Origin of the sequence: Paenibacillus hodogayensis, from assembly GCF_039536325.1 — a bacterium.
Lineage (GTDB): Bacteria > Bacillota > Bacilli > Paenibacillales > NBRC-103111 > Paenibacillus_AB > Paenibacillus_AB hodogayensis.
In genome coordinates, this window is record NZ_BAAAYO010000008.1 from 49,137 (window position 1) to 75,312 (window position 26,176).

A 26,176-nucleotide genomic window follows, 5' to 3' on the forward strand; every position below is an offset into this window, starting at 1 on the left:
TGCTGATTGAACCATGGTTACTGCTTGAACTTCCGCTTGAACTGTTTCTTGGCGAAACGGGGTTGGATGGGGAGGAAGCTGGACTTGATCCCACGCCATTCGTTGCAACCACCGTGAACGTGTATTCTGTTCCGTTCGTCAATCCCGTAACCGTAACCGGACTCGCGGTTGTGCTCGTTCCTGTGAATCCTCCTGGACTAGACGTAACCGTATAGCCCGTGATCGCACTTCCCCCATTGCTCGCTGGGGCGTCGAAGCTGACCGTCGCTTGTCCATTGCCTGCTGTAGCTGTCACATTCCTTGGTTCGCTCGGCACACCGATTGGTGCGACAGGCGTCACACTCCTTGATGCCACGGATGCTGCGGAGTTACCTGCGCTATTCTTGGCAACTACTGTGAACGTATACGCTGTTCCGTACGTCAATCCCGTGACCGTGACCGGACTCGCGGTTGTGCTCGTTCCTGTGATTCCTCCTGGACTGGACGTAACCGTATACAGTGTGATCGCACTTCCCCCATCACTCGCTGGGGCGTCGAAGCTAACCGTCACCGTTCCGTTGCCTGCGATCGCCGTTACATTCGTCGGTGCGCTCGGCACACCGATCAGTGCGACGGGCGTCACACTCCCTGATGCCGCGGATGCCGCGGAGTTGCCTGCACTATTCTTGGCAACTACTGTGAACGTATACGCCGTTCCGTTCGTCAATCCCGTGACCGTGACCGGACTCGGGGTTGTGCTCGTTCCTGTGATTCCTCCTGGACTGGATGTAACTGTATAGCCCGTGATCGCACTTCCCCCATTGCTCGCTGGGGCGTCGAAGCTGACCGTGACTTGTCCATTGCCTGCGGTCGCCGTTACATTCGTCGGTGCGCTCGGCACACCGATCGGTGCGACGGGCGTCACACTCCCTGATGTCGCGGATGCCGCGGAGTTGCCTGCGCTATTCTTGGCAACTACTGTGAACGTATACGCCGTTCCGTTCGTCAATCCCGTGACCGTGACCGGACTCGGGGTTGTGCTCGTTCCTGTGAATCCTCCTGGACTAGACGTAACCGTATAGCCCGTGATCGCACTTCCCCCATTGCTCGCTGGGGCGTCGAAGCTGACCGTGACTTGTCCATTGCCTGCTGTAGCTGTCACATTCCTTGGTTCGCTCGCCACACCGATTGGTGCGACGGACGTCACACTCCCTGATGGCACGGATGCTGTGGAATTGCCTACGCTATTCTTGGCAACTACTGTGAACGTATACGCTGTTCCGTTCGTCAATCCCGTGACCGTGACCGGACTCGCGGTTGTGCTCGTTCCCATGATTCCTCCTGGACTGGACGTAACCGTATACAGCGTGATCGCACTTCCCCCATCACTCGCTGGGGCGTCGAAGCTAACCGTTGCCGTTCCGTTACCTGCGGTCGCCGTTACATTCGTCGGTGCGCTCGGCACACTGATCGGTGCGACGGGCGTCACACTCCCTGATGCCGCGGATGCCGCGGAATTGCCTGCGCTATTCTTGGCAACTACTGTGAACGTATACGCCGTTCCGTTCGTCAATCCCGTAACCGTGACCGGACTCGCGGTTGTGCTCGTTCCTGTGATTCCTCCTGGACTGGATGTAACTGTATAGCCCGTGATCGCACTTCCCCCATCACTCGCTGGGGCGTCGAAGCTAACCGTCGCCGTTCCGTTACCTGCTGTCGCCTTGACATTTGTCGGAGAGCTCGGCTCACTGATCGGCGTCACACTCCCTGATGTCACTGATGCCTCAGAGTTGCCTACGCTATTCTTTGCAACTACTGTGAACGTATACGCCGTTCCGTACGTCAATCCCGTGACCGTGACCGGACTCGCGGTTGTGCTCGTTCCTGTGATTCCTCCTGGACTGGACGTAACCGTATACAGCGTGATCGCACTTCCCCCATCACTCGCTGGGGCGTCGAAGCTAACCGTCGCTTGTCTATTGCCTGCGGTCGCCGTCACATTCGTCGGTGCGCCCGGTACAGCAACAACTTTAAACGCATTTGAATAAGAATATCCTGCTACATGACTTACATTCAGATCGTCGTCAACACGAACGTGCAAATACCACGTACCTGCAGCAGGAGGCGTAGAAATGGAATCTTCGCTCGTGAACTCTGCCCACTCCACGTTCGGCCAATCGGGTGCCGTTTCCCCTGTTGACCATTGGTAATACGTTTTGGCTGATCCTATAAAATTAGGAACATCTACCGTTACCTTTGTTGAATTAGCTTGCTTTCCTACTGGTTCACCGTTTGGAGAATAGCTGACTTCCGCAGACAAAATATTGAGGAACTTGTGCCCATTCGTAGAAGCATAAGTCTTCGCTGGAGAAGGATCAAAAGCTGCCATCGAAAAACTCGGATTTCCAGAAAACGCACTAGCTCCAATTGTAGTTAAATCCCCTTCAACAATAACACTCGTTAATTGGTTATTAGCAAATGCAAATCCCCCTATGCTCGTTACACTGTTCGGGATCGTCACACTCGTTAATTGGTTATTAGAAAATGCACTTTCCCCTATGCTCGTTACACTGTTCGGGATCGTCACACTCGTTAATTGGTTATCAAAAAATGCACCATCCCCTATGCTCGTTACACTGTTCGGGATCGTCACACTCGTTATTTGGTTTTTAGAAAATGCCTCTCCCCCTATGTTCGTTACACTGTTCGGGATCGTCACACTCGTTAATTGGTTAAGATAAAATGCACTTGCCCCTATGCTCGTTACACTGTCCGGGATCGTTACAGTCGTTATTTGGTTCCAACTAAATGCACCATTGCCTATGCTCTTTACACCGTTCTGGATCATCACACTCGTTAATTGATTTCCATAAAATGCCAACTCCCCTATGCTCGTTACACTGTTCGGGATCGTTACACTCGTTAATTGGTTTTGCCTAAATGCACTATCCTGTATGCTCGTTACACTGTTCGGGATCGTCACACTCGTTAAGTTCTTAGAAATAAATGCAGCAGTCCTTATGCTAGTTACAGGATTTCCATCTATTGTAGCAGGAATATCAACCTCTTTGTTCGTTCCAGTATATCCCGTAATGGTTACTTCTAAGTTACTTGTAAAGTATAGAAAATCTCCTGCTGCCTTCGCCTCCTGAATACTACCTCCTGTCCATGAGCCTAGCGTAATCACAGCCAGCGTGAGTAGACAAATCATCAACTTCCTTATTTCCAACAAACTCCATCTCATCATGTGACTGTTGCACCCTCTTCTATTATTATTCGATTGAACCACTCCGTATTTTACTAGAGAAATCTTGCTTGAATCTTAATGGAATCTTAATAGGTAATGTAAATTAATGGAAATAAACAAACGCGATATAGACAAGTTCCTGATGAAGTATTAACTCAGTTGTTGGAAGAAGCATCTGGATGAACTGGTTACAATAAACCCAGCATATTTTCTTGGGCTATCCTAGCAATTATGCTTTAATCCTCGTATTCACTCATATTCGCCGCGCAGTGAATGGTTTCTTGGTATGGGAGTACAAAGGTATACCTGCCCTAATAAGGTGCGTTTTAAAGCAAATCAGGCAAAAATTTCGCCGTCATTTGTGGTAAGGTTCACCGCACATGATCTTAAACTATCCTACACTTTAGTTCAATGAAAAAGCAGTCGGTCTATGGCCGGCTGCCATCATTTCTTTATTATGCTATCTTACTCTGTTGAATGATATTGTTCATTTGTATTTAGATAACTCCCGAAGTCAATGACCACCTGATTGGTCTGAAAACAATTCTGCTCGTTTTGTTTTTCCCATTGGATAAAATTGATTTTTTGAAACTGGTTGAAATCTAATTTTTGTTTGAGATTCTCCAGTCAGTTTATCAAGTGTTTTTTGCAATAAGTGAAGAGTACCTGTGATATAACCACTCAGTTGAAAAACGATTTGGACAACTTGGTGGGAGAACGCCGCTTGGGGGCCATCGTCTTTGCGCAAACCCTAGCAACAGAAAACCAAACTCCCTAATTTCTTATTATGGTTAATGGCATTAAGCAGTTTGCTCTTTGATGCTACCGTAAGTCCCAACGATTCCAGTCGTTTGATTGAGCTTTTGATGATGTTGATTAGTTTTGGGGATTGCTTTAGGATCGCCGATTGAGTTCGGCAATGGATAATCTCATCTTCAGTCGGGAATATCACAATGTTCTTGGCATCGCGCGATGACAAGAACATTGTGACATAACAAATAAAAGCCGTGATTTACACGACTGTGAATGTAATTATGATTGTGACACCCGACAGCTTGTTAGTTGCCTGACATATTTATTTATATAGGCAGCAAGTTCTTTATTGGACTGTGATGGATCTTCGAATACTTTCATTGCTACCTCAATACTTATTTTGCGCTTTTCCTGCCATAGCTGCGGGCGTAACGCATCATCCGGTCGTATGCTGCTCGGTCTAACTTTTTGAACGGATGGAAATGAGGATGGTTGCTGTTCACTTCCAGCACCCAAAGCCGCCCGCTTCGGTCGTAGGCGAAATCGACGCCCATCTCGCGCATGCCCGATCGTTTGGCGCTTAGCGTCCGTACGACGTCCAGCGCTTTGCGGGTTAAATGGCGGATTCGCGCCTTGCCTTGTTCTTCCGGCAATCCTTTTCGATTATGCAGCGACTCCATCAAAATTAGTTCTCCGCCCTGATAATAATTGGTTACAATCTTACCCTCCCGTCCGACTTTGGCCGCCATCCCGGTACATGTCCAGCTTCCTCCCGGCTTGCGCTGCACCATAACGCGAATGTCGTACGGTCTTTCGCCCGCCAGGTCAAGTCGCACCGTCTTCTGAATAATCATTCGCCCCTGGCGTTTCGCCAGTATATGCCGGTAAATGGAAGACGCTGAATTGAACCGGTTGCTCCGTTTGCCCCGCTGTGAGGATTGCAGCTTGAACCCGCTTCGCGTCCGCGTCAGCTTGAAGATGCCGATTCCGAGCGAACCGATATCCGGCTTGATATAAAGCGAGGAATGGCTAGCCGTCATCTTTTTCATATTGGGGAGCGTGAACAGCCTTGTATGGGGGATGTTTTTTTTCAGCGAATGATTCGCGGACAAATATCGGCAGACCCGCAGCTTGCCTCTGATAGTGCCGCTGCGGTAGTTCTTTTTGAACACAACGAATCACCTCCCCGATACTATATGACCGGCTTGGCTGAAGTTAGTGTGCACTTGTTCAAATTCAGCGAATGCCCCCCTACGTCGGCACGGGGAACGGGAAAACTGCATTAATTAATTGCGGCTTATACTATGATGCGAAGAGGATGAAGGCCTGCTAAACGATCAAGATGCTCCCGATCCAAACGGCGATTAAGATCCAAATCAAAATGAATAATGCAGCATGTCACCCAATATTTCGGCTTTCCCTGCTTTCTTATCTCCTCCGCTCCACGATAACAGGTTGAGGAGTCATTTTAAGTGCGAGCGTAATTCCTAATGGCACGATAATCAAATAATCGAGATAACCTAATATGGGGATAAAATCTGGTATAGCTTCCAGCGGCCGAATTTTTCGGCGCTTTGCGTCCGAGCACGACGTGATTACTATTTCTGCCTTCTTCGGGAATGTCACAATGTTCTTGTCATCCCCCAATGTCAAGAACATTGTGACACTAAACAAAAAAGTCGCGATTTACGCGACTTATAATGTGAAGGTATTTTTTGCCCTTTACATCGCGAGGCTGCGGATTCATACCAGCAGCCTCGTTCAACATGAATATTAAGCTATCCTACCCGTCAAGAGCAATGAATTACAACTCGTTATTTCTCCCAAAGCTCGATCAGTCGACCTTCAGGATCTTCAATCCAAATAAACTTTCCAAATTCACTAATCTCTTTTTTCTTTGCAAGAGGTACACCAATGTGTTCAAGATGCTGAATAGTCTCGTCTAGATCATGTACTTGGAAATTTAACATCACTTGTTGTTCTGTTGGAAAATAACTGTCATTCTCGGTAAAGAAAGAAAAGATAGTCTCATTTCCTAATTGGGGTTTTATCACAGTCCCATTCCAATTTTCTATTTCAATCTTCAATACTTCGCTGTACCATTTTTTTATAGCTTCAAGATTCTTAGTTCTCCAAAATATTCCTCCAAAACCTTTTATCATCGTATCTAACTCCTGTCTGTCATCAAATTTTTAGCTATAAGAATACATTAGATATTCGAGATTTAAATTTAAGTTCCTTTTCAACTATACTGCCCGTTCAACAAAGACGTTTATTCCTCACGATCAAAGATTTGAACCAAAAATACATTCCCATGGCGAATAATGTCCCCAGGCCTCCGATTAACTGAAACAATGAAATGGTTTCCCCTAAAAATAAGAAAGCAAGGATAATAGCGAGAACAGGTTCTCCGATAATGCCAACCGAGACGGTAGTCGCCCCCATCGATTTCAATAAAAGATTAAAAATATATTGCCCAAAGATAGTAGGGATGATTGCAAGCAACAAAAAATAAGTCCAATCGGAGGAGTCATATTCCGTTAAAGAGTAACGATTCAACAAATTATAGATGAGCATAACGGTGCCGCCGATAAAAAAAACAATGATGCTGTATACATTTGCATCGATTTTGCGGCTGACTCTCTGCCCTGCCAGCAGGTAGGCTGAAATGAAGAGTGTGCCTATTAACGATAAGCCATCTCCAAGTAGCGCTTCTTTCGAAATTCCAATGTCTCCCCATGCAATCAGAAGCGAACAAAGAAAAGCAGTTATCAGACAAGAAAAACTCAGCAAATGAGCCTTCTCCTTAAACAAAAAGTAGGACCCGATCATCACGAATAAGGGCTGCAACGACAAGATGACCATGGAGCTAGCCACCGAAGTATAGACCAAGGATTCCATCCAGAATAAAAAGTGCAGCCCCAGTAAAAGACCGGCAATCACAACGATGCCCCAGTCTTTTTTGTTCATTTCTATGGTGCGAAACGTACTCCAAGGGACAAATACGAGCATAATGGCAACGGAAATAAACAATCTATACATCCCTGCCACGGAAGTGGGCGTATCGGATAGCTTGATCAGGATCGAAGAGATAGATATAGACAAGATGCTGATAAACAACAATATAAACGGGTGATGAAGCATAGAAGCTTTATTTAACTTAACCACGGTTCCTCCCAGTTGTTCGACGGTTACCTGTGCACAGATTTGTAATGAGATGTCGAAGCTGGATATAATAATATCATCACCGTAGCTTAAATTGTGTAACTATATCTCTTTTTAATATCGAAATATCGTCAAATAAAGGGGTGGCCTTCTTGAAAAAACAACTGCATGAAGCTATCCAGTATCCTGACGAGGCCTTCCCATCCATCATGTACATTCATACGAATCGGGGTTCCATTCCGAAAGGCAGGGGAGTTAACGATCTCCATTGGCATGAAGAATTGCAAATGACCTTAGTGACCAAAGGGAATCTTACGATACGAATCAACGGTGTAGATTACGGTTTAGGAACGGGTCAAGCCATTTTTATCAATAAGAGCGTTCTGCACACGGTTACGCAACTAAGTCCTGACGGTGAATATGTGAGCTTTAATTTTCCGGAAAAGCTGCTTGCCTTTTATTCGGATAGCGTGATGGAAAGGAACCACGTCCTCCCTTACACCAATTCCTACTTGCTATCATTGGTAATCAAAGGAGACGCGGAGTGGCAAGAGCAAATCCTGCAAATTCTATGGGAGATGAAGAAGAAATTTGAACGGAAAGAATCATGGGGATGGCAGTATGAGATTTCCATCCATACGGTTCAGCTATGGCTAATTCTAATCTCCAACATTTCGTTATCTTCGGAGCAATCCTCTAAACACAGTAGACTCCAACAAGAGAGATTGCAATTGATGCTTAGCTTTATCCACCAAAACTATATGAACCCTATTACCTTAAAGGAAATTGCTGACGTAGCCCATTTGAGCGTTTCGGAATGCGCTCGCAGCTTCAAAAAAAGCATCCGTATGACTCCTTACGATTACTTGGTTAAGTATCGGATTAAAAAGAGCTGCGAGTTGTTGGAAACGACGGAGTATACCGTAACCGAAATAGCCCGAATCGTGGGTTTCAATCATGTCAATCACTTTATCCAGTCCTTTAAAAAGCAGCGCGATATTACACCAAAGGAGTACCGAAAAATTCGGAATGAACAGACACCTTCATAAAACACAGACTTAACCGCTTTGCTACACTAGACTTTCCCGATCCGCTTCTTTCTTAGTCGGGTTAGCTCTCTAAGCTCTTCAAGCCGCAATTGCACATCAAGAACCCGGCTCGGCATCCAAGACGCTGATTTGCAGCGCTTTTGTTTGCGGAGGATCGGACAGAAAGACGATCTCGCCGTCGTACCATACCCGAATGCGCTCGCCCGCTCGCAGCGCTTCGAGAGATAGCGGCGATCCGTCCGCGGCCCGCCTTATGATTCCATCCTTGTTCATCGACAGCCAGACGGATTCGTCATAGCGCCCATTAGGCAGCCGGGTATCCGGGTCGGCGACTAAAATGCGCCCCGCCTCCTCGTCCTTCTTAATAATCACGCCAGTAATATCCGCTTTCCTCGAAAAAGGAAACGGCTCGAGCTTCAAAGGAACGGGAAGCGTCTTCTTCAGTCCCGCCGCCTTCTCGATCGTCCTGCGCAGCGACTCCAATTCCTCCGCGCTTAGTCCACGCTCGAAATCGTCCCGCTTGCGGAACGTCACCACCAGCTCGTTGTCCCTCACGTTCTCGCCCATCCAGCGGATGCCGTGCTCGGTCTCGATCGCCTCGCGCGCGGCAACCAGCCGGCTGCGGATCGTCTCCAGTTGTTCGTGGCCGATATCGTACACCGTATTTCCTGTTTTTCCGGCATAGGCCATATAATACCGGTCTACTTTCCCTTCCTTCCAGGTGACGAGCAGCTGCCAGGCGATCAGACCGTCGCGGAGCCCGTCAGGATCGGCCCACGTCTCGATAAGCTGGCGAACGGCGGACACCTTGTACGAGTCGTTCACGCCGAAATCATACCGCCAGGCTGGCTCCTGCCCCATATCGGGAGTGCGTATCTCCTGATAGCGGTCGCCGAGCCATGCCATAACCTCGGCTTTCGTCTGGCCGACCGCGATATGCCCGGACATCTCTCCAGGACTGATCACGTAGACTGTCCGCTTGTCTTCATCGTAGGCGACCGCTCCGCCCATGCGATCGGCCATGAAACGCAGCGGCACATAAGCCTGCCCGTCCACGTTAAGCAGCGCATAACCGTTTTCCGGCTGCTGCGCCTTTCCATTAATGACCAAGGCGGCCGGGAACACATAAGCTTGGATCGCATCGGCGGCATATACGACGGCGCTTCCAGCCAAGGCCGCACCGAACACCGCGCCAAGCAGAAACTTTTTCAACGTCAAGACCTCCCCACTTCATCCTTATTACACCAGCGTTAAATCTGCTATTCATGACTATAAACGCATCCAATAGGAAGAAGTTGTATATTTATGGAAATAAAATGGCCTGGGACTATGAAAATTAGAACTCCCCCGCTGTCAGCAAAGCCTATACAATAAGAAAAACGTCAAAAGCGATAGAGCAAGGAAAAGGAGAGGAGCACGGGAGGAGTTCATACATGAGTAAAACAAGAAGGAGATGGCCGAAGTTCGCTTACGCGGCGGCTGCGTTCGCTGCAGCCGGCTTGCTTTTTATGGGGATGACGGTTTCGCGTTACCCGCTGCATGTCTATATCGTTCCGGAGGGGTTCGTCGGGGAAGTCGTCGTTACCTTCGATCAGCCGGACTCGCCACCGCTCCCCTACCGCAAACGGACGTACACGTACAACATTCCCGCAACCGGCGAGCTAGGAACGTCCAGTCCGATGAAGAGCGGGACGGTTGAGCTTTATTCCAGAGACGCTACCGGCAATCTCACGCGGGTCGGGGTATACGAGCCGATGCTTCATGGCATGGTCACCTCCAGCTCGGAAAGCGTCGCTTCGGACGGAAGCCGTGTCGTATCGCCGACCGTCGTCCGTTTTTTCGCGGGCACGGCTGAGCAGTATGAGCAGTTTTTGACCGAAAAAGAGGCCGGAAAATCATCGCATTTTTCTGCAATTTCATTTTGTAAATTTAAGCGTAAAAAATAAGCAGACCGCGCGTCACTTCGCACGGTCTGCTTATTCATGTTGTTCAAACGGATAAGCCTACGATTTCTTATGCCTGAACAGCAAATACATAAAGAACGGAGCGCCGACTCCGGCCGTAAATACGCCCGCCGGGATATCGAGCGGCTGGAACAGCATTCTTCCCGCCAGATCGGCCAGCACCAGTACGATCGCGCCCAGAACGGCGGAAACCGGGATCAGAATGCGATACGAGTTACCCACGAGCTTACGCGCCATATGCGGCGCCAGCAAGCCGATAAACGACAACGTGCCCGCAATCCCGACCGCAGCGCCGGCCAGCGCCACGCTGCAGAACAGCACGACCACCCGGCTCATCTGCAGCCTGCTGCCAAGCCCGACTGCAGCCGCTTCGCCTAACGACTGCACATTCAATTCTTTGGCGTACAGCAGGGAAAAAGGAATAAAGATCAGGACCCAAGGCCATAAAGCCGCGACATGCTTCCAGTTCGTCCCGTAAACGCTGCCCGTCATCCAATTCAATACTTGAGCGGCCAAATAGGAAGGTCCGCTTATCAGCAAAAACATCGTCAGCGCGCTCATCGCCGTCGAGATGCCGATGCCGATCAGGACGAGCCGGAACGGCGACACCCCTCTTTTCCAGGCAAGCAGGTAATTGATCATAGCCGCCAGAAAAGCGCCGACGATGGCAATGACCGGCACCCAGTGTATGCTGAATTTGTTGGCAGTCAGCGTCATAAAGCCGACGACCGCCACCGACGCTCCCCCCGTTACCCCGAGCAGATCCGGCGAAGCAAGCGGGTTGCGGATCACGCCTTGCAGCAGCGCCCCGGATACCGCCAGCGCCGCTCCGACCAATAAAGCGGCTGTTATCCGCGGCAGCCGCAGCTGCATGACGATCAAGTCACTGCTCTCCGTATTGCGGCCAACGAGAGAAAGCAGCACCTCCTGTACCGGAATGCGCACACTTCCGATCGACAGGCACAGGACCGCCAGCGCCACCATGCACAAGACGAGCACGACAAAAACAGATATGGATTTTCCCGTTCGACCTCTAGACATGTTTGCTCCTTCTCGCCACATGAATCAGAAACGGAACGCCGATAAGCGCCGTGGCGACACCGACAGGGATTTCCTTCGGCATGAGAATGAACCGCGAGGCGATGTCCGCCGTCACTAGCAGCATAGCGCCCAGCAGAGCGCAATAAGGCAGCAGCCAGCGGTGATCGTGGCCTACTATGTAACGACACAGATGCGGAACGATCAGGCCGATGAACGCGATCGGCCCCGCTACCGAAACGGCGCCGCCTGCCAGCAGTACAACCGCGATCGCAGACAGGACGCGGATGAGCATGATCCGCTGCCCGAGCCCCTTCGTCACATCTTCCCCAAGCGCCATCACGTTAAGCGAACCCGACAGCAGCATGGCCAGAACAAGACCCGCGATCATATAAGGCAGCACGATCATCAGATGATCCAGCTGCCTGCCCGCCACGGAACCTACCATCCAGAACAGGGCCGAATCTAGCGACTGCTTGTTGATCAGCAAAATGCCGGACGTAACGGAGGAAGCAAATGCGGCGACCGCTGCTCCCGCCAGCGTCAGCTTGATCGGCTCGAAGCCGCCTCTTCCCTGCAAACCTAACGTATAGACGAGCAGCGTGGACACCGCGGCTCCGGCAAATGCGATCCAGATCATGCTGCTCATCGTCAAGGACGAGCCAAACGCTGCCAGCCCGATCACGATGAACAGCACCGCGCCCGAATTAATGCCGAAAACCGACGGCGAAGCGAGCGGGTTTTTGGTCAACACTTGCATGACTGCTCCCGCAACCGCCAGGGCGGCCCCTACCAGGGCTGCTATGAAAGCCCGCGGCACGCGCGTGTTTTTAAGAATCAGATGTTCGTTGGAGCCGTCGAACTGGCTGTATGCGAGCCATAAATCGTGAATAGTGAATTGATGAATGCCGTATAAAATGCTGGCGAGCATACACAGAAGCAGCGCTATCGCGCCGGCTGCCAGAACGACCAGCTTTCCTGTGCGGCTTCGCATCCATAGGGTCATATCCGCCCGTTCCCCTTTCAATCGCGATTGACCGAATCGCCCCCCTAATTGTATGAGCGAGCCTTTCTTTTGTCAATGAATATGATTCTCATTCCTATTTAATGATTGACACGATATCGGACTATAGAATATTATTCTTATTGATAATGATTCCCATTATCGAATATTTGATTGGAAGATTATAAACTAAGGGGAGAGAACCGTTCATGTCGTCTTTATTCAAATTTTCCCGTACTCCGCTGCTGCTTCTGCTGACAGCGATCGTTATGGCCGTGGTCTCGGCTTGTGGAAGCGCCAAAACGGAAACCACACCTTCCGCTGCCCAGCCGCCGGCGGCCAAAGAAGAGCCGAAAACCGAAGCGCCGCGCGTCATCAAGCACGCGATGGGCGAGGAAACGCTCACCGGTACGCCGAAGCGCGTCGTCATATTGACCAACGAAGGAACCGAAGCGCTGCTTGCGGTCGGCATCAAGCCGGTAGGCGCGGTTCAGTCCTGGATCGGCGATCCATGGTACGATCATATTAAAGCGGACATGAAAGACGTGACCGTCGTCGGCGATGAATTGCAGCCGAACATCGAGCTGATTGCCAGTCTGAAGCCGGATCTGATTATCGGTAATAAAGTCAGACAAGAGAAAATTTACGAGCAGCTGAAGAAAATCGCGCCTACCGTGTTCGCCGCCGATCTGGGCGGGGACTGGAAGATTAACTTCCAGCTGTATACGGAGGCCGTCAATAAGAAAGAAGAAGGCCAGAAAGCGATGGCCGCATTCGATAAGCGCGTCGCCGACGTGAAAGCAAAGCTCGGCAGCAAGGCGGCTACGAAGGTTTCGATCGTGCGCTTCTCCGCTTCGCAAGTGCGGATTTACCAAAAACAGACGTTCGCCGGCGTTCTTCTGAGCCAGCTCGGAATCGCCCGTCCTGAATCGCAGGACAAAGATTCGTTCATTGAAGTGATGACGAAGGAAAAAATTCCGAGCATGGACGGCGACGTCATGTTCTACTTCGTATCGGAGACCGCAGGCAAGACGGATGGCGCGAAAGCATCGGAGGAATGGCTGAAGGACCCTCTGTTCCAAAATTTGAACGTAGCGAAAACGAACAAGGTGTTCAAGGTGGACGAAGGAATCTGGAATTCCGCAGGCGGATACAAAGCCGCCAACCTGCTTCTGGACGAACTGGCCAAATATTTCGAAGTGAAGTAACGCACCATAAAATGCGTAGCAATCAAAGCTGAAGCGGGCAAATCGCCCGCTTTCAGCTTTTTTTTGTTCCGGTATCCTCTATAATAGAAATAACATTTTCCAGCCGGACCCGATTCCAGCTGGACCAAAGGGGACATGACCATGGACGATCACGTGGAACGGATGCTTCGCGTCGTTATATCGAATTGGAATGCGATGGCGATGGCGGACGGAGAGGAATCGGAGCCGGCGGCGGACGCCTTTCAGGCCTCCTTTTACCGGTTCATCGATGCGGTTCGCGACTGGTTCGACGCAATTGAGCCGCGCCCGCCGAACTTTGAGGCGATGATGGCGTTGCCTGCCATGCTTTCGATTGCCGAGCGGCTTCCCGCCCCCCTTCTGCTCAATTTCGAGACCGAGGCCGAGCTTATTTTCGAGCGGAAGGAACGGATCGAAGACGACAAATACGATTGAGCTGCCGCTTGCTTCATCCCGTCCGGCCCTTACGCTTCCGCCGCCTCCCGACAAGCTCGCGCATGTCCATTAACCGTTTCTATGGATGTTCCTTCCAATACAAAAGCCGGGAGACAGCTCCCGGCTTTCGGTGTTCAAGTTCCAACGCTTGTTCTTCCTTATTAGGCCGCGCCTAGCGTTTTCGCTTCCATCGCTTCCTTCGGTACGACAATTTCTTTAATTCCGTTGTAGTTGCTGTACGTGCCGTCCATTTGCTGGGACATGCGCACTTTTTGCCCCTGAACGTCCATTTCCAAATCCATGTTCATAAGGATCGCTTTCGGATTGTACGTTTTCTTATCTACGGTAAACGTATATTCCATCTTGGTCACCTTCATACCCGCCATACTGTCGCCCACGGCGCCGCCGAGCGCTCCCTGGTCGCCCAGACCTTTCAGCTCACTCTTGATGAAATCGTTGAACTTGTCTCCATTAGCCAACAAGGTCACTTTGTAGTCGCCGCCGCTTTCGGTCATCGTGAAATCGTTCGCGAACTGCTTCAGCTTTTCCATCTGCTTCGCCGGGTCGAGCTGCTCTTCGGACATTTGGCTCAACACCAGATCCATCTGCTCCTTGGGCAATTTCATCCATTGACCGGAGGTTGGGTCTTTCATGACGAAACCGTCTTTGGTGAAATACGATTCCATCTTCATATCCTGACCCGCCGAATTCATCGACATCACTTGCTTGAACGACATTTGCGGTTTCATGACGATGTCCATATCGATTTTGGACACAATGTCCATTTTGGTGCCGTTCTGATCGATATTTTGTTTCGAATTCATGCTGACCGCATAGCTTTCCAGCTTGGCGCTCGCTTCGAGCGTCTTCGCGAATACGTCCGACGCCCCGGTTGTTTTCGGCGCTTCGGGCTTACTCGTCGAGGTTTCGGTCTTGGCCCCCGCTTCCTTCTCATTCGCCGTGACTGGCGGCGCCGCCGAAGTAGGCTCCTCCGGCTTCTGTCCACAGGCTCCGAGCAAGGCGATGCTTGCTGCGAGCAAGGTCGTGGTGGCCGTTTTGGTCCACTTTTTGTACATTTTTTTCATTTTTTTCTCTCCTCCCTATCCGCAGTGGATTTTACCATATGATGACAATGAAGCATAAGGTACTATTGACCTAAAGTGGTAAAACTCTGGTAAAGCTCTTCTCGCCCCCGATTACACATCCCCCATGAATACCCGTTTTTCCCCTCCTTGAAACAAAACGGACCGCCGCCCTTTTCCCATGAAGGAGGGCTGCGGTCCAACATTTATACGGAATCCAAATAAAAATGTCGAATCATGTCATTCTTGGCCAATGACGGGCATCCGGACGATCGCCGGATCGGTAAACACATCGAGCTCATCCCGGCTCGTGCTGGAAAATTCGGACACCACGGCGCCGTCCGGACCGCCTTGAAACCAGTGCAGCGTATCCGGAGCGATCGTATATTGCTCGCCGGGCAAAAGCACGATTTCGTGAAACACAGTGTACGCGGCTTCGCTTCCGTCGGGGAGCCGGGCTTGAATCGCGGCGGCAGGCTCGCCCTCCACGTAAAGAAACACTTTGCCCCAGCGGCAGCGAAACGTCTCCATCTTGCCGGCTTCGCCCCCAACAGGCGGGTGCTTGTGCTCCGGACAAGTCTGCTGCGGGAACAGGGCCAGCTCCTTGGCGCAGTACCGTTCGGTATTCACATAGGTAACCAGCTCCAACCCCTGTCTCTCCAGCTGGCCGAGCCCGAAGTCGGCCACCTCGATCTGCTCCGCCTCTTCCGGAATCAGCACGATCCCGGCTTTTTGAAATAAAACGGCAGCACGATCTTGAGCAAGCTTCTCGGCTTGTTTAGTGAGCAAGCGTATTCCCCTCTCCCTCTTGCATGTATAAAATGTTAAAAACGAACATTATTATGTTCATTTCAATCAAATCCATCATATATCAGCTTGTGGCCGGATTGCAACGGTTTTGTGCCGCGATAGTCTGCCGACCTGCTGCTGCCTGCCGCCACGTTCACGGCTGTGACGCCGTATACCGCATCCCCGCGCTGCCTACACTAGGGAAAGTACCCCGCTGTAAACGGCGCGGGAGCCCTCTTTGCCGCCTTCCGAATTTCGCCGGGCCAACTTTTTTGCGTCCCGCGCATTGTTTTGATAAAGCCAAACAGTGTTAGCGTCCGCTTATTTTTCGGGGGCTCTACAACACTGTTTCTCTAGACCCACACGGTGTTGGTCGGGTATGATAGCCTTCGTAACGAAACGCGAGCGGGAGGACTTATGGATAACGCCTATCACAACATCAAGCAAGGGGAAAAAGGAGCTTGGCTCAGCATATCCGCCTACTTGTTTTTATCCGCGCTAAAGCTTTTCATGGGATACCGATCCGGCTCGGAGGCGCTGCTCGCCGACGGCCTGAATAATTTTACCGACATTCTGGCTTCCCTTGCCGTATTGATCGGACTGAAAATATCCCGCAAGCCGCCGGACGCCGACCATCGCTATGGTCATTACCGTGCCGAAACGGTAGCCGCGATGATCGCCTCGTTCATTATGTTCGCGGTCGGACTGCAGGTGCTGTTTCAAGCGTTTATGAAATTCCGCGCTCCGGTTCTCGAGTCGCCGGACATGCTTGCCGCGTGGACCGCACTCTTCTGCGCAGCCGTCGTCTACGCCGTCTACTCCTACAACATTCGCCTTGCCAGGAAAATCAACAGTCACGCCATAATGGCCGCCGCCCAAGATAATCGCTCCGACGCCATCGTCAGCATCGGTGCTTTTATAGGCATCATCGGCTCGCAATTCGGCTGGCCTTGGCTGGACCCGCTGACCGCCGTCGCCGTAGGCGCGATCATATGCCGGACGGCCTGGACGATCTTCCGCGACTGCTCCCATTCGCTTACGGACGGCTTCGACGGCGACGAGCTGCAAGCGATCGAGCAGAACATCCGCGAGACTCCGGGCGTCGAATCGATCATCGACATCAAAGCGCGTATTCACGGCAACATCAAGCTTGTCGATGTCACGATCGGGGTGGACCAGTCGCTTAACGTGGCGGAGAGCCACGACATTACCGAGCATATCGAGAAGCGGATGCTCGAGCTGCATCAAATCTCCCATGTGCACATTCATATCGAGCCTTTCGAGGAAGAACGGACGCCCACGTGATGCTGCGGGGATAGCTTCGGTTATCCCTTTGTCCCGGACCTACGACAAAGAGGAGCTCCTGAGAGCTCCCCGAATTTGACTATTCATCGCGGCCGGAACTTACTTGGACAAGCTTGCCGTGAGGTCATCCATCACCTTTGACCCGGCGATCAAGCCGTTGTACAGCCAGCTGCCGTCCCGGTCGAACTCGTAAATGCGCCCCGTCTTGACGGCCGGAATATTTCTCCACAACGGTTCTTCCAGATTGCCCGCCTGACCCTTATCGCTGTTGACCAGAAAAATAAAGTCGGCATCCAGAACGGCCAGCTTCTCCAGCGAGATCGGCACCCAGTTCGCCTTTGCTTCCGGCAGAACGGCCAAAATGTTCGGCGCCTTCATGCCCAGATCGCCGTACAGTACGGCCCCGCTCGCCACCTTGCCGTTGACGACGTAAAAGTTTTTCTTGGTCAGCCACAAAATAGCTGCCGACTTGTCGCCAATCGTGCCCTTGATCTTCTCCCGGGTCGCCTTCGCTTTTTCTTCGTAATCGGCCAGTGCCTTCTCCGCTACATCGGTTTTATTCAGCAGCTCGGCTATTTTCCGCAACGTTTGACGCCAGTCGTTCGTGATTTCGCTTCCAAGCACGTAGGTCGGCGCTATTTTGGAATACTGCTCGTACAGCCCTTTCTCCACCGACGATTCGTTGCTGATCAGCAGCAGATCGGGATTGAAGCCGAGTACCGTTTCCGGCGGCAGCGTCGATGGAATGGGGGGAACCCCGCTGAGCTCCTTCTCCAAATATTTTTGCGTTCCGTTCGGCACCATCCACTGGGCGACCGGCTTCTCTCCCAGCACCAGCAGCGGATCTTCCAAATACGAGGCGATAATTCGCTTGGGCTGAGCCGGAATGGTCACTTCGTGACCCATGGCGTCCTTGACCGTTTTGGGTGCCGCCGGCTTCGTCCCCGATGCCGGACTTGGCGAAGCGGAATTCGCGGGAGCGCCTCCCTCGGGCTTGTTGCTTTCCTTCGCTCCGCATGCCGACACAGCCACGGCCATAGCGATGACCGCCGTTAACAGCGTCATTCGTTTGCTTGTCTTGCTTTCTTTCATGATTCATTTCCTCCGTCTGATGGGTTGACCTGTACAGCTCACTTTATTCATGATATTGAAAATCATTATCATAGTCAAGACGAAAAAGCCCCCGCCGGAATCCGTGCGGGAGCAACTAGCGTTTCTATCGCGAATGATGCGGCTTTTCTGGTTGCTGGGCGATGCGTCGTGTACCGGCTGCTTCTCCTAAGTCCTCGCCCAGTCCGTTGCGGCAGCCGGGGGTATGCCGCTCGCCGCTTCTGCCTCACCGGCCATGCCAAGCCAAGCGCGAGGTTAACCGTTTTTGCGGGCTTACATGTGCGCCTGGCTCACGCGAAGAATACGGGTCCGTCTGTTTTTCTTGCGTCGGGGGATAGCGCTTCCCCGGACCGCTCGTTCAGCCGCTTTGCGCGAGTACGCTCTACTTGCCGGCTTCGGCCGCAACCGCCTTATTGATTTCCTCGTCCGCCTGGGCAAGAGCTGTATTGACATCAATGGCGCCCGTTACATATTCGCTGAATTTCGTCCGTACGATTAATTCGGCTTTACCCCGGTATTGGGACGCAATCGGATATTTGACCGGCTTGCTCTTGAATATGCTCTGCACGCTTTTCCCCCGAAACACCTCTTTGTTCATGCCGAACGCTTGCTTGATCTCGGCCTTCTGGAGCGGCGAAACCCTCCCCGACTTCGAGTTTTCGAGCTGCACCTCGTCCGATATGGCCGCCTCCACGACCTGCATCGCCCGTTCCTTGTGCTTGCTTGCCTTCGTAATCATAATTACGCTGACGCTGGCGTTGCCGTATACGTTCGGTTTTTCCGGATAGCTCGGGTATTGCACGACATCCCAATCGAGTCCGGACTTGGAGGCGACTTCCAGATCGCTGGCGATACTGAGATCGGCGTACATCGCCAAGGTTTTCTCCTTTAAAAAATCGTCCTTCGCTTTGCCCGTCATCGTATTTCCCGGAATCGTGTAGAACGCTTTCATAAGTTCGAAGACCCGCTTCCATTCATCCGTGCGCATCGTCGCTTTATCGGTGCTGTAATCGATCGCCGCGATGCCGAGCGGCTGCGAAGCCCACACCATATTGCCGATATCGAAGCCGCGGTATTGCGTTCCGCTCTCATTGCGGGTCAGTTTTCGGGCAAGCTCCAGCGTTTGTTCCCAAGTCATGCCATCCTTCGGATAAGGAACGCCGAATTTGTCGAACAAGCTTTTGTTGTAGTAGAGCGCATGATAGGCAAGACTGACCGGGAGTCCGAATAGTTCGTTCTTCGTGGAAGCGATTTTCACATCGTCTATGTAACCCGGTTCGAATCTGCCCAGATCCACATGGCGCGACCCGATAAGCGGTGTCATGTCGTACAGCAAATCTTTGTCCCGATACGAAGCCAGTTTGCCGTTGAAGGAAAGGATCAGATCCGGCGTCTCGCCTGCCAAAATCAGCTCGTCCAGCGTAGAGCCTTTCTCGCTTTTATAGATTTTCAGCTCGATGCTCGGATGCTTTTTCTTGACCTCCGCGACCACTTGATCGACATATTCCTGCTCGGTGCCGGAATCGTTTAACAGAACGAGACTTACGGGCTGCTCATTCACCTGAGAAGCGTCCGCTTCTTTCGGACCGCCGGACGTTTTGCCGCACCCGGAAGCGGCTACGGAGATAAGGAGCATGGGGATTACCCATTTTAAGTGGATTTTGTTCATAACATGTCCCTCGCTTGTTAGTTTGATGAATATTTATACGTATAGATATTGCGCGTGAATCACCCTTCTGCGGATGATTCACGAGGACTTGCGTTCCACGAGCGTAGCCTGCAAAATACGGTCGGCTGCGGGGCGCTTTTGCATTTTGGCCAGCATCACTTCCATCGCAATCTCCCCGACCTTCTCCCGCGGATAATGAATGACCGTCATTGGCGGAGCCGTCTGGGAAGACATCAATATATCTTCCGAGCCCGCTACGGCAAGCTCGTTCGGAATATGGACGGCCCGATCGCGGCACGCCGCAACGATCCCTGCAGCCATCAGATCGTTCGCGCTGACAATGGCCGTATACCGGTCCGGCGAAGAAAGCGAAGGCTTGATCTTATCGTATGCCGACTGCAAGCCTCCCTCATCCGCGTAAAAGACGTCGTTCTCCTCCAGCTGCAGACGCTCGGTTTCCATAGCTCGCCGGAACGCCCCGAGCCGGTGCTGCAGCGGATGCTCGGGATCGCGGATCGCCATGAAGGCTATTCTCTTGTGTCCTTTCGCCTTAAGCAGACGTATAAGACGCGCGTATTCGAACGTCCAATCCAAATCGATGCATGTCACGTCCTCGGTACGTGTCACCGGCGTCGTAACCGAGACGATCGGTATGTTCTGTTTGCGGAAATGGTGCAGCGTATCCTCCTGCAGAGACTGGCCGAGCAGGAATATTCCGTCCACTCTGCCGTTCAGCAAAGCTTTCAGCTTGCTTTCCTTCTCCTTCTGGAACGTTTGGAAAAACAGCATGTAATTATGCTTGGCCGCATGCTCCTCGATGCGCAGCAGCAAACCGGCCTCATGCGGGTTCCCCATATGATTGATCAGGACGGCAAGCTGCTCCGTCTTGCGCATCTTGAGCGCGCGTGCCGCCATATTCGTCTCGTACCCCAGCTCCTCGATAGCCTGAAGCACTTTGCGGCGCGTCTCCTCTTTCACGTAATTGCTGTCATTGAGAACGTACGACACGACCGCTATCGATACGCCCGCCCGATCCGCGACCTCTTTCCGTGTAGTCATAAATTCCTCCGCCGTTGCAGTCCGATAGGACTCGGATCTTCTTTACCGACAAACCCCTTGCACACTGTTCATTCCATCGAAACTTTTTCACAGGATGATGATAGCGCTTTCTCGCAGTAAAGCACTCTTCTCCAGCCTGTCAAGGAAAACGCTTATCCGTCCAACCTTGGATAAAAACGAAAGCACCTCCCTATCGCATATTTACACGTATAGATAGTGATGGCATTAAAGAACGTTCTCTACACGTAACCCTATTGTATGTCTTGAATTTCCAGCAGTCAATACCCAATTAAAAAAGAACTGCCGTCCAGGACTGCCGCTTCGCGCCGGCAGTCTCGGACGGTTCCTAGATCGCTTTACGCGCGCTCGAAGCGCGTCAACGGGATGCGAAGTGCCGCCCCTGCTTCAATATCGTACAAATACCCTTTGGCGAAATCGCGTTCGTCGGCAAAGGCGCGAATCAACGTCGAATCGCCGATATCGAGCCGGAAGCGGCCGTCTCCAAGCGCCGCCGCGCCGACGATCCGGTAAACGGCATTGCGTTGGCCGTCATTCTCCACAAATACCGTCTTGCCGGTCAACTCCGCCGGATCGAAGCTCTCTCCAGCCGTTTGAACGAGCAGCTCGTTATGCGACGTCAGCGTTCTGGTGAAATCTACAACGGTACCTTCGACCGCCCCGGCGGCTTCATGCGGGACAGAGTCGGTAAGCGGAGCAAACAGACGGCCGTCGTGCACGTAGACGAAATCCCGTGTCCCCTCCCGCTCCGCATAGACGCCGAAACAGCCCTGGAAATGCAGTCTGTCGTCCACCGTATACGCAATATCCGGGTCGAGCGCGGAGACGACATAGTCCGTCCGGCCGCTTTTCAGCGTAACTTTGACCGCCGCGGCCTCGCTGCCGGTTACAAGCACCCCGTCTCTCCGTACCGCGGCAGCCGTTATGGAGGTCACGAACCGGCTGCCCTTGTACGGCTCGATTACGGAAGCGAATAAGCTGTCAAGCCCTTCCCCGTGCCGATGGACGATCAGGTAGCGCAGCTTCTGCGGATTGCCGGGTTTGTTTTGCGGCGGGATGCCGTCGGCCAAGGCCGCTTCGGCCGCATCCGTCAGCATCGTCAGCCGGACATGGACATCCGTCTCCACCGCCGCTCCACCGCCGAATACGTTCCATGTATCGCAAGCCTGCCAATCGACGCTAAAGCCGCTAGGCGGGCTGCCGTCCCGCTCCACGCGGGTCAAGTAATGAAAACCGCTCCCGTTGTAATCCGAACCGTCCTTGTCGTCCGCCCGCTGTCCGTAGGCCACGTCCGCCCCCGCATAAGTGCCGGACGGCTGCGCGGAGAGACTCAGTCCTTCCGTCGTTGCCGGGCCTTCCGGACCGTGGAAGCTGAAATGATGGTCGCGGCCGCCTTTTACGCGAAAAAAGTCGACAGCGTACGAGTTGTCGCCGTCCGCCCGAATCATCGCAGTCGTCCGCCGGTACAGCTCCGTCTGCGGATATACCTTCGGCGCTTCCACATCGATCAGCTGCACTTGACCGGTCGGGTCGAAATGGCGGGGCTCCGCGACCCACTGTCCCTGCTGCTTGCTTTTGTCCACCACGACGGCATTATGACTGATCGTGTTAATGACCCATTGAGCCCGGTGCATATCGAAAAAATCGGCGAATTCGGGATAGCCGAGATCCGGAGTTAAATCCAGTCCGAAGGCGTGAACGCCGATATTGAGCGTGTCCCGGTGGCCGTGCCCGGTATTGCGGCCGTAATAGAGCCACAAATTTCGGAGCGTACGGCGCGAAGCGTCGCCGTCGCGAAGGGCGGTAAAGCCGTAGCCGCTCAAATGGGTGCTCTCCAGCTGCAACGGACCAAGTTCCCCGATGACTTGTCCGACTCGCTCGGCAATGTGCTCCGGGTTCGCCGTAAAGACGTCGAGGTGCAGTCCTTCCGTGCGATTGCCGTTCAGCCTATAGGCGACCTGCGCAAATAGCGGGTCCCCGAACCGGTCGAACGCCTTGAGCATATCGTCCAGCCTTACCTGGATATACGGATTTCCGGTTGCGGCCGTGTCTCCGGCGTTCAGCGTGTACCGCTCGCCGAGCAGGAGCGGAGGGAAAGCGGAAAACATTTTGCGCAGCTTGGCGTTCTTGTACAAATCGGCCTCCGGGTACAAGTCGTAGCCGTCCAAAATATCCGCCGTCAGCTGATGCATCGCAAGCCATAAGCCGTTATAGCCGGGAGAAGCCTCATTGCCGTGGCCGTCCCGATCCACATTGGAGATCAGCGAATTCAGAATGTTGCCTCCGGTCACCTGATACGGATCGTAGGCCAGGCCGCCCGTCCGGAAGGTGAAGTCGAGCCACTCCTTCGTCTCCGGCAGCGTATCGTATACGACGGCCGCCAGCGCCAGCGCGCTTTGGTGCATGCCGTCGTTGCCGCATATTTGCGCCGCCTTCACGGCCGGATAAATCTGAAGCAGGATGCCCTCCTCCACATTCCGCCGTATATCGGCTCCGCTGCTTTTCGGGTTGCTCAATCCGCATTGGCGGGCCTTTGCCGATAAATACGCCACAACCTCCGCATCGTCCATAACGGGAAAGAAGGCGTCGTATGCCTGGATAAATATTTTGACAAGGAAGGTTTCCCAGATCGAGCCGATCGCTTTCCCTTTGTTTTTGCGTCCGTCCGAATTCAGGAAGATGGCGCGGTCATAAGCCGCAATGTCCAGCTCCGGGTATACGTCGGCCACCCGGTCCAGCAAGACGATTCCCGCCCTGGCGTAGCGCAAGTCCCCGGTGTAGAGGAAGGCGTCGCGGCAGGCGGTCAACGCCCCTTCGATCAGACTGTCGCGGCCGTGCCAAACGAACCAGTGCGCGTAATAGGCGACAAACGTATAGACGTTTCCGCTGTCGTCGATCCAGCCGAGCCCGTCGTCCACTCCCCAGCCGGGACCTTTGTCGGGATAGAGCGAATTGACGAGCAGGCTCCGGTCGGCACGCTCCCGCCTGAACATGCCGCCTTCGTCCAGCCCGCTCCGGTAAAAGGCGTCGAAGTCGTTGCTCGGGAACTTTAGTCCGCTGCTCGGATCGAGAATCTTCCACGGCTCCTGAATAATATCCGCCATGTACGGGTAATTGCCGAACTTGTCGATCTCCCGTCCGGTTATCGGACTGCCCAGCACTTGGTTGACCCCGTAGCTGCGCGGGACGGTTTGCGGCGGCACCGCTTCCCACAAAAAGTCCAGCCCCAAGGCGACGAAGGCTTCCGCCTTGCTTACCGCCGCGTCGCGCAGCGCGGCCGCCCATGCGTAATTCCGCACATTGTCCCGGGCGGCGGAAACCTTCCCCGGCGTGTAGTAGGTCGCTCTTGTTTTCCGATTCGTCATCGTCAACGCTCCTCATGGCAGAAGCCGCTATTCCTATCGGACAGGCCTTCTCCGCCAGCTTTCCTCTTCTCTTAATTATATAGAATACATTTCCAGCGAATACAACGATATTTGATTTATAGACAACATATAGACCAAAAATATACTTGTTGTATACTTGTAAATTTTTACCGGTTACCTATAATTAAATCAATACGTCATCGCTTCCTGCATCCCATTTCGGACACCTGCGACCATCTCGGGATTCGAACAAGCCGATATATCCGCAAAGGTGGTGAATAATCAGTCAAAAGAATGTAAGCGCTTTTAATCAAACTTCTTGATACTGGCTATATACCCCTATCCTATTCACTAAGCGCATGGGGATGCATACCGGCCTTGTTCGGCAGGGCTGCCTGTTCCGAGGCAAGGCGTTTGACCCGAGAAAATGATAGCGATTGCAACACCCCATGAACCGAAGGAGGCATGTATGTGAAACTGCACAAAAAATACGGCCGGATTTTTACCCTCACGGCCCTCGCCGCCGTCGTCGTTTCGGCTTGCGGCACGAGTCCCGCAGGGACTCCCTCTACCGTCGACGGCAAACCGGGCGATGAAGCTCAGCAGAAAAAAACGCAGGAGCCCGTCGAACTGCATCTGTACAGCCTGAGCGGACAAAACATCGACTGGTTCGACAATACGTACGGCAAATATTTGTACCCGAAGTTCCCTCATATTACGTTCAAGCTGCATTTCCCTGCCGAATCCAGCATTACCGACTACATCGGCAGCAAAGGCCCCCTCGATATCGCCTTCGGGGCCTATACCGCCTTCCATACTTCGATGCTGAACCTGAACCTGCAGAACGACATTACGGATCTGATCAAAAAAGACAAGTTCGATCTCAATCGGATCGAGCCAACCGTCGTGGAATTGCAGCGCCAGCTGGCGAACGGCGGCATTTACGGCCTGCCTGCTTTCGTCGGCACGTCCGGCCTGTACTACAACAAGGACCTGTTCGACAAGTTCGCCGTACCGTACCCGAAGGACGGCATCACTTGGGACGAAGTGTACGATTTGGCGACCAGGCTCACCCGCAGCGACGGCGGTGTCCAATATTACGGCTTCGCCAACGATAATTTAAGCTATTTGCAAGTCAACCAGTATTCCCTCGATCTCGTCGATCCGAAAACGTTCAAAGCCAGCTTCGAAACCGATCCGTGGAAAAAAATCGTTCAAACGATGACCAAGTTTATGACCATTCCGAACGTCGATGTCGCCCAGGCGACGGTGGCCAACTTCAACACCAAAGGAACGGTGGCGATGGCCACAAACTATACCGGCTGCTGCGGGTTTACCCCGGGCGAGGGCGTCAAAAACTGGGGTGTGGTGCGCATCCCCGATTTCCCGGATATTCCGAACGTCGGACCGCAAGTATTTCCGAACTATTGGTACATGAGCTCGACGAGCAAGCATCGCGATGCTGCCTTCGAGGTGATGAAGTTTATTATTTCCGACGAGTTCCAGACTTCGCTCAACTCAAGAGGCTTGGCAACCGCGCTGAACGATCCGAAGATGTACTTGAACTACGGCAAAGATTTCCCGAAATACAACGGTCAAAATGTGACCGCGCTGTTCCCGAAGCATGCCAAAATGTCCAACATTACCGAATTCCAGGTCGTAGCCGCCCAACAATTGAACGCCGCGCTGACGAACATCGCCACGAAGGGCGTCGATCTCAATACCGCCCTGCGCGAAGCGGCAGAGGCCACGAACAAGAAAATCGAGGAAACGAAAGGCTTGAAGAAGTAATGCAGCATAGCCGTAGGAGCACGCTTCTCGGCAGTCAAAAATCAACCTCCAGCAGCCATCGGATGGCGCTGGAGGTTTTGTATTACCCGACGAAGGGAATCCGTCGAACGCTTCGTCGGCCCTTATGGA

At 52.6% G+C, this 26,176-nt stretch carries 19 protein-coding genes and 1 pseudogene; 6 read left to right on the forward strand and 14 right to left on the reverse strand.

The window, feature by feature from the left end; all coding sequences use genetic code 11:
* Positions 1 to 121: 121 nt before the first annotated feature.
* The 5 genes and pseudogenes from ABD796_RS35660 to ABD796_RS16040 form a co-directional block, all read right to left on the reverse strand.
* Positions 122 to 3,226 (reverse strand): annotated as a pseudogene (locus ABD796_RS35660) (fibronectin type III domain-containing protein); the annotation flags it as partial.
* A gap of 1,148 nt (positions 3,227 to 4,374) precedes the next feature.
* Positions 4,375 to 5,151, reverse strand: coding sequence for a YheC/YheD family protein (locus ABD796_RS16030; protein ID WP_344909160.1), 777 nt, complete (start codon positions 5,149 to 5,151; stop codon positions 4,375 to 4,377).
* A 256-nt stretch (positions 5,152 to 5,407) separates the two neighbouring features.
* Positions 5,408 to 5,638, reverse strand: coding sequence for a YkvA family protein (locus ABD796_RS35665; RefSeq protein ID WP_379119389.1), 231 nt, complete (start codon positions 5,636 to 5,638; stop codon positions 5,408 to 5,410).
* A gap of 155 nt (positions 5,639 to 5,793) precedes the next feature.
* Positions 5,794 to 6,141, reverse strand: coding sequence for a VOC family protein (locus ABD796_RS16035; RefSeq protein ID WP_344909161.1), 348 nt, complete (start codon positions 6,139 to 6,141; stop codon positions 5,794 to 5,796).
* A gap of 97 nt (positions 6,142 to 6,238) precedes the next feature.
* Positions 6,239 to 7,147 carry a DMT family transporter gene (locus tag ABD796_RS16040; protein ID WP_344909163.1) on the reverse strand — a complete coding sequence of 303 codons (909 nt, stop codon included), beginning with the start codon at positions 7,145 to 7,147 and terminating at the stop codon, positions 6,239 to 6,241.
* Positions 7,148 to 7,296: 149 nt separating this feature from the next.
* Here ABD796_RS16040 and ABD796_RS16045 point away from each other — a divergent pair, with 149 nt between their 5' ends.
* Entirely contained in the window at positions 7,297 to 8,193 is an 897-nt protein-coding gene (locus ABD796_RS16045) for an AraC family transcriptional regulator (protein ID WP_344909165.1), read from the forward strand.
* Positions 8,194 to 8,289: 96 nt separating this feature from the next.
* Here the strand turns inward: ABD796_RS16045 and ABD796_RS16050 are convergent, their stop codons facing one another.
* Entirely contained in the window at positions 8,290 to 9,405 is a 1,116-nt protein-coding gene (locus ABD796_RS16050) for a stalk domain-containing protein (protein WP_344909167.1), read from the reverse strand.
* A 221-nt stretch (positions 9,406 to 9,626) separates the two neighbouring features.
* On the opposite strand from ABD796_RS16050, the gene ABD796_RS16055 reads away from it, so the two are divergent.
* Positions 9,627 to 10,139, forward strand: coding sequence for a DUF6843 domain-containing protein (locus ABD796_RS16055; protein WP_344909169.1), 513 nt, complete (start codon positions 9,627 to 9,629; stop codon positions 10,137 to 10,139).
* 57 nt (positions 10,140 to 10,196) lie between these two features.
* Here ABD796_RS16055 and ABD796_RS16060 read toward each other — a convergent pair whose 3' ends face one another.
* Positions 10,197 to 11,198 (reverse strand): FecCD family ABC transporter permease, encoded by a 1,002-nt coding sequence (locus ABD796_RS16060; RefSeq protein ID WP_344909171.1) that lies wholly within the window; start codon positions 11,196 to 11,198, stop codon positions 10,197 to 10,199.
* Entirely contained in the window at positions 11,191 to 12,201 is a 1,011-nt protein-coding gene (locus ABD796_RS16065) for a FecCD family ABC transporter permease (protein ID WP_344909173.1), read from the reverse strand. The genes ABD796_RS16060 and ABD796_RS16065 overlap by 8 nt, the downstream gene beginning before the upstream one ends.
* 206 nt (positions 12,202 to 12,407) lie before the next feature.
* Between ABD796_RS16065 and ABD796_RS16070 the strand changes: the two genes are divergently transcribed.
* Positions 12,408 to 13,406: an ABC transporter substrate-binding protein gene (locus ABD796_RS16070; protein WP_344909175.1), complete on the forward strand. Its 999-nt coding sequence runs from the start codon at positions 12,408 to 12,410 to the stop codon at positions 13,404 to 13,406.
* A 141-nt stretch (positions 13,407 to 13,547) separates the two neighbouring features.
* Positions 13,548 to 13,859, forward strand: a complete 312-nt coding sequence (locus ABD796_RS16075; RefSeq protein WP_344909177.1) for a hypothetical protein — start codon at positions 13,548 to 13,550, stop codon at positions 13,857 to 13,859.
* A gap of 161 nt (positions 13,860 to 14,020) precedes the next feature.
* On the opposite strand, the gene ABD796_RS16080 is transcribed toward ABD796_RS16075, so the two are convergent.
* Both ABD796_RS16080 and ABD796_RS16085 read right to left on the reverse strand, forming a co-directional pair.
* Positions 14,021 to 14,944, reverse strand: coding sequence for a DUF6612 family protein (locus ABD796_RS16080; protein ID WP_344909179.1), 924 nt, complete (start codon positions 14,942 to 14,944; stop codon positions 14,021 to 14,023).
* A 237-nt stretch (positions 14,945 to 15,181) separates the two neighbouring features.
* Positions 15,182 to 15,730, reverse strand: coding sequence for a D-lyxose/D-mannose family sugar isomerase (locus tag ABD796_RS16085; RefSeq protein ID WP_344909181.1), 549 nt, complete (start codon positions 15,728 to 15,730; stop codon positions 15,182 to 15,184).
* Positions 15,731 to 16,147: 417 nt separating this feature from the next.
* On the opposite strand from ABD796_RS16085, the gene ABD796_RS16090 reads away from it, so the two are divergent.
* Positions 16,148 to 17,035, forward strand: coding sequence for a cation diffusion facilitator family transporter (locus ABD796_RS16090; protein WP_344909183.1), 888 nt, complete (start codon positions 16,148 to 16,150; stop codon positions 17,033 to 17,035).
* 99 nt (positions 17,036 to 17,134) lie between these two features.
* On the opposite strand, the gene ABD796_RS16095 is transcribed toward ABD796_RS16090, so the two are convergent.
* From ABD796_RS16095 to ABD796_RS16110, 4 genes are all read right to left on the reverse strand, one after another.
* Positions 17,135 to 18,127 (reverse strand): iron-hydroxamate ABC transporter substrate-binding protein, encoded by a 993-nt coding sequence (locus ABD796_RS16095; protein WP_344909185.1) that lies wholly within the window; start codon positions 18,125 to 18,127, stop codon positions 17,135 to 17,137.
* 400 nt (positions 18,128 to 18,527) lie between these two features.
* A complete protein-coding gene (locus tag ABD796_RS16100; protein ID WP_344909187.1) occupies positions 18,528 to 19,814 on the reverse strand; it encodes an ABC transporter substrate-binding protein in 1,287 nt (428 codons plus the stop codon).
* A gap of 78 nt (positions 19,815 to 19,892) precedes the next feature.
* Positions 19,893 to 20,873 (reverse strand): LacI family DNA-binding transcriptional regulator, encoded by a 981-nt coding sequence (locus tag ABD796_RS16105; protein ID WP_344909189.1) that lies wholly within the window; start codon positions 20,871 to 20,873, stop codon positions 19,893 to 19,895.
* A 356-nt stretch (positions 20,874 to 21,229) separates the two neighbouring features.
* The gene (locus tag ABD796_RS16110) at positions 21,230 to 24,256 is read right to left on the reverse strand and encodes a heparinase II/III domain-containing protein (RefSeq protein ID WP_344909191.1); all 3,027 of its coding nucleotides are present in this window, start codon (positions 24,254 to 24,256) and stop codon (positions 21,230 to 21,232) included.
* A 471-nt stretch (positions 24,257 to 24,727) separates the two neighbouring features.
* Between ABD796_RS16110 and ABD796_RS16115 the strand changes: the two genes are divergently transcribed.
* Positions 24,728 to 26,047, forward strand: coding sequence for an extracellular solute-binding protein (locus ABD796_RS16115; RefSeq protein ID WP_344909193.1), 1,320 nt, complete (start codon positions 24,728 to 24,730; stop codon positions 26,045 to 26,047).
* Positions 26,048 to 26,176 lie beyond the last annotated feature (129 nt).

Excerpts from the sequence above, each read along its gene's own strand:
- ABD796_RS35665 (WP_379119389.1), bottom strand. The coding sequence starts at position 5,638 with ATGTTCTTGACATTGGGGGATGACAAGAACATTGTGACATTCCCGAAG.
- ABD796_RS16035 (WP_344909161.1), bottom strand. The coding sequence starts at position 6,141 with ATGATAAAAGGTTTTGGAGGAATATTTTGGAGAACTAAGAATCTTGAA.
- ABD796_RS16055 (WP_344909169.1), top strand. The coding sequence starts at position 9,627 with ATGAGTAAAACAAGAAGGAGATGGCCGAAGTTCGCTTACGCGGCGGCT.
- ABD796_RS16060 (WP_344909171.1), bottom strand. The coding sequence starts at position 11,198 with ATGTCTAGAGGTCGAACGGGAAAATCCATATCTGTTTTTGTCGTGCTC.
- ABD796_RS16065 (WP_344909173.1), bottom strand. The coding sequence starts at position 12,201 with ATGACCCTATGGATGCGAAGCCGCACAGGAAAGCTGGTCGTTCTGGCA.
- ABD796_RS16070 (WP_344909175.1), top strand. The coding sequence starts at position 12,408 with ATGTCGTCTTTATTCAAATTTTCCCGTACTCCGCTGCTGCTTCTGCTG.
- ABD796_RS16075 (WP_344909177.1), top strand. The coding sequence starts at position 13,548 with ATGGACGATCACGTGGAACGGATGCTTCGCGTCGTTATATCGAATTGG.
- ABD796_RS16080 (WP_344909179.1), bottom strand. The coding sequence starts at position 14,944 with ATGAAAAAAATGTACAAAAAGTGGACCAAAACGGCCACCACGACCTTG.
- ABD796_RS16090 (WP_344909183.1), top strand. The coding sequence starts at position 16,148 with ATGGATAACGCCTATCACAACATCAAGCAAGGGGAAAAAGGAGCTTGG.
- ABD796_RS16095 (WP_344909185.1), bottom strand. The coding sequence starts at position 18,127 with ATGAAAGAAAGCAAGACAAGCAAACGAATGACGCTGTTAACGGCGGTC.
- ABD796_RS16100 (WP_344909187.1), bottom strand. The coding sequence starts at position 19,814 with ATGAACAAAATCCACTTAAAATGGGTAATCCCCATGCTCCTTATCTCC.
- ABD796_RS16105 (WP_344909189.1), bottom strand. The coding sequence starts at position 20,873 with ATGACTACACGGAAAGAGGTCGCGGATCGGGCGGGCGTATCGATAGCG.
- ABD796_RS16110 (WP_344909191.1), bottom strand. The coding sequence starts at position 24,256 with ATGACGAATCGGAAAACAAGAGCGACCTACTACACGCCGGGGAAGGTT.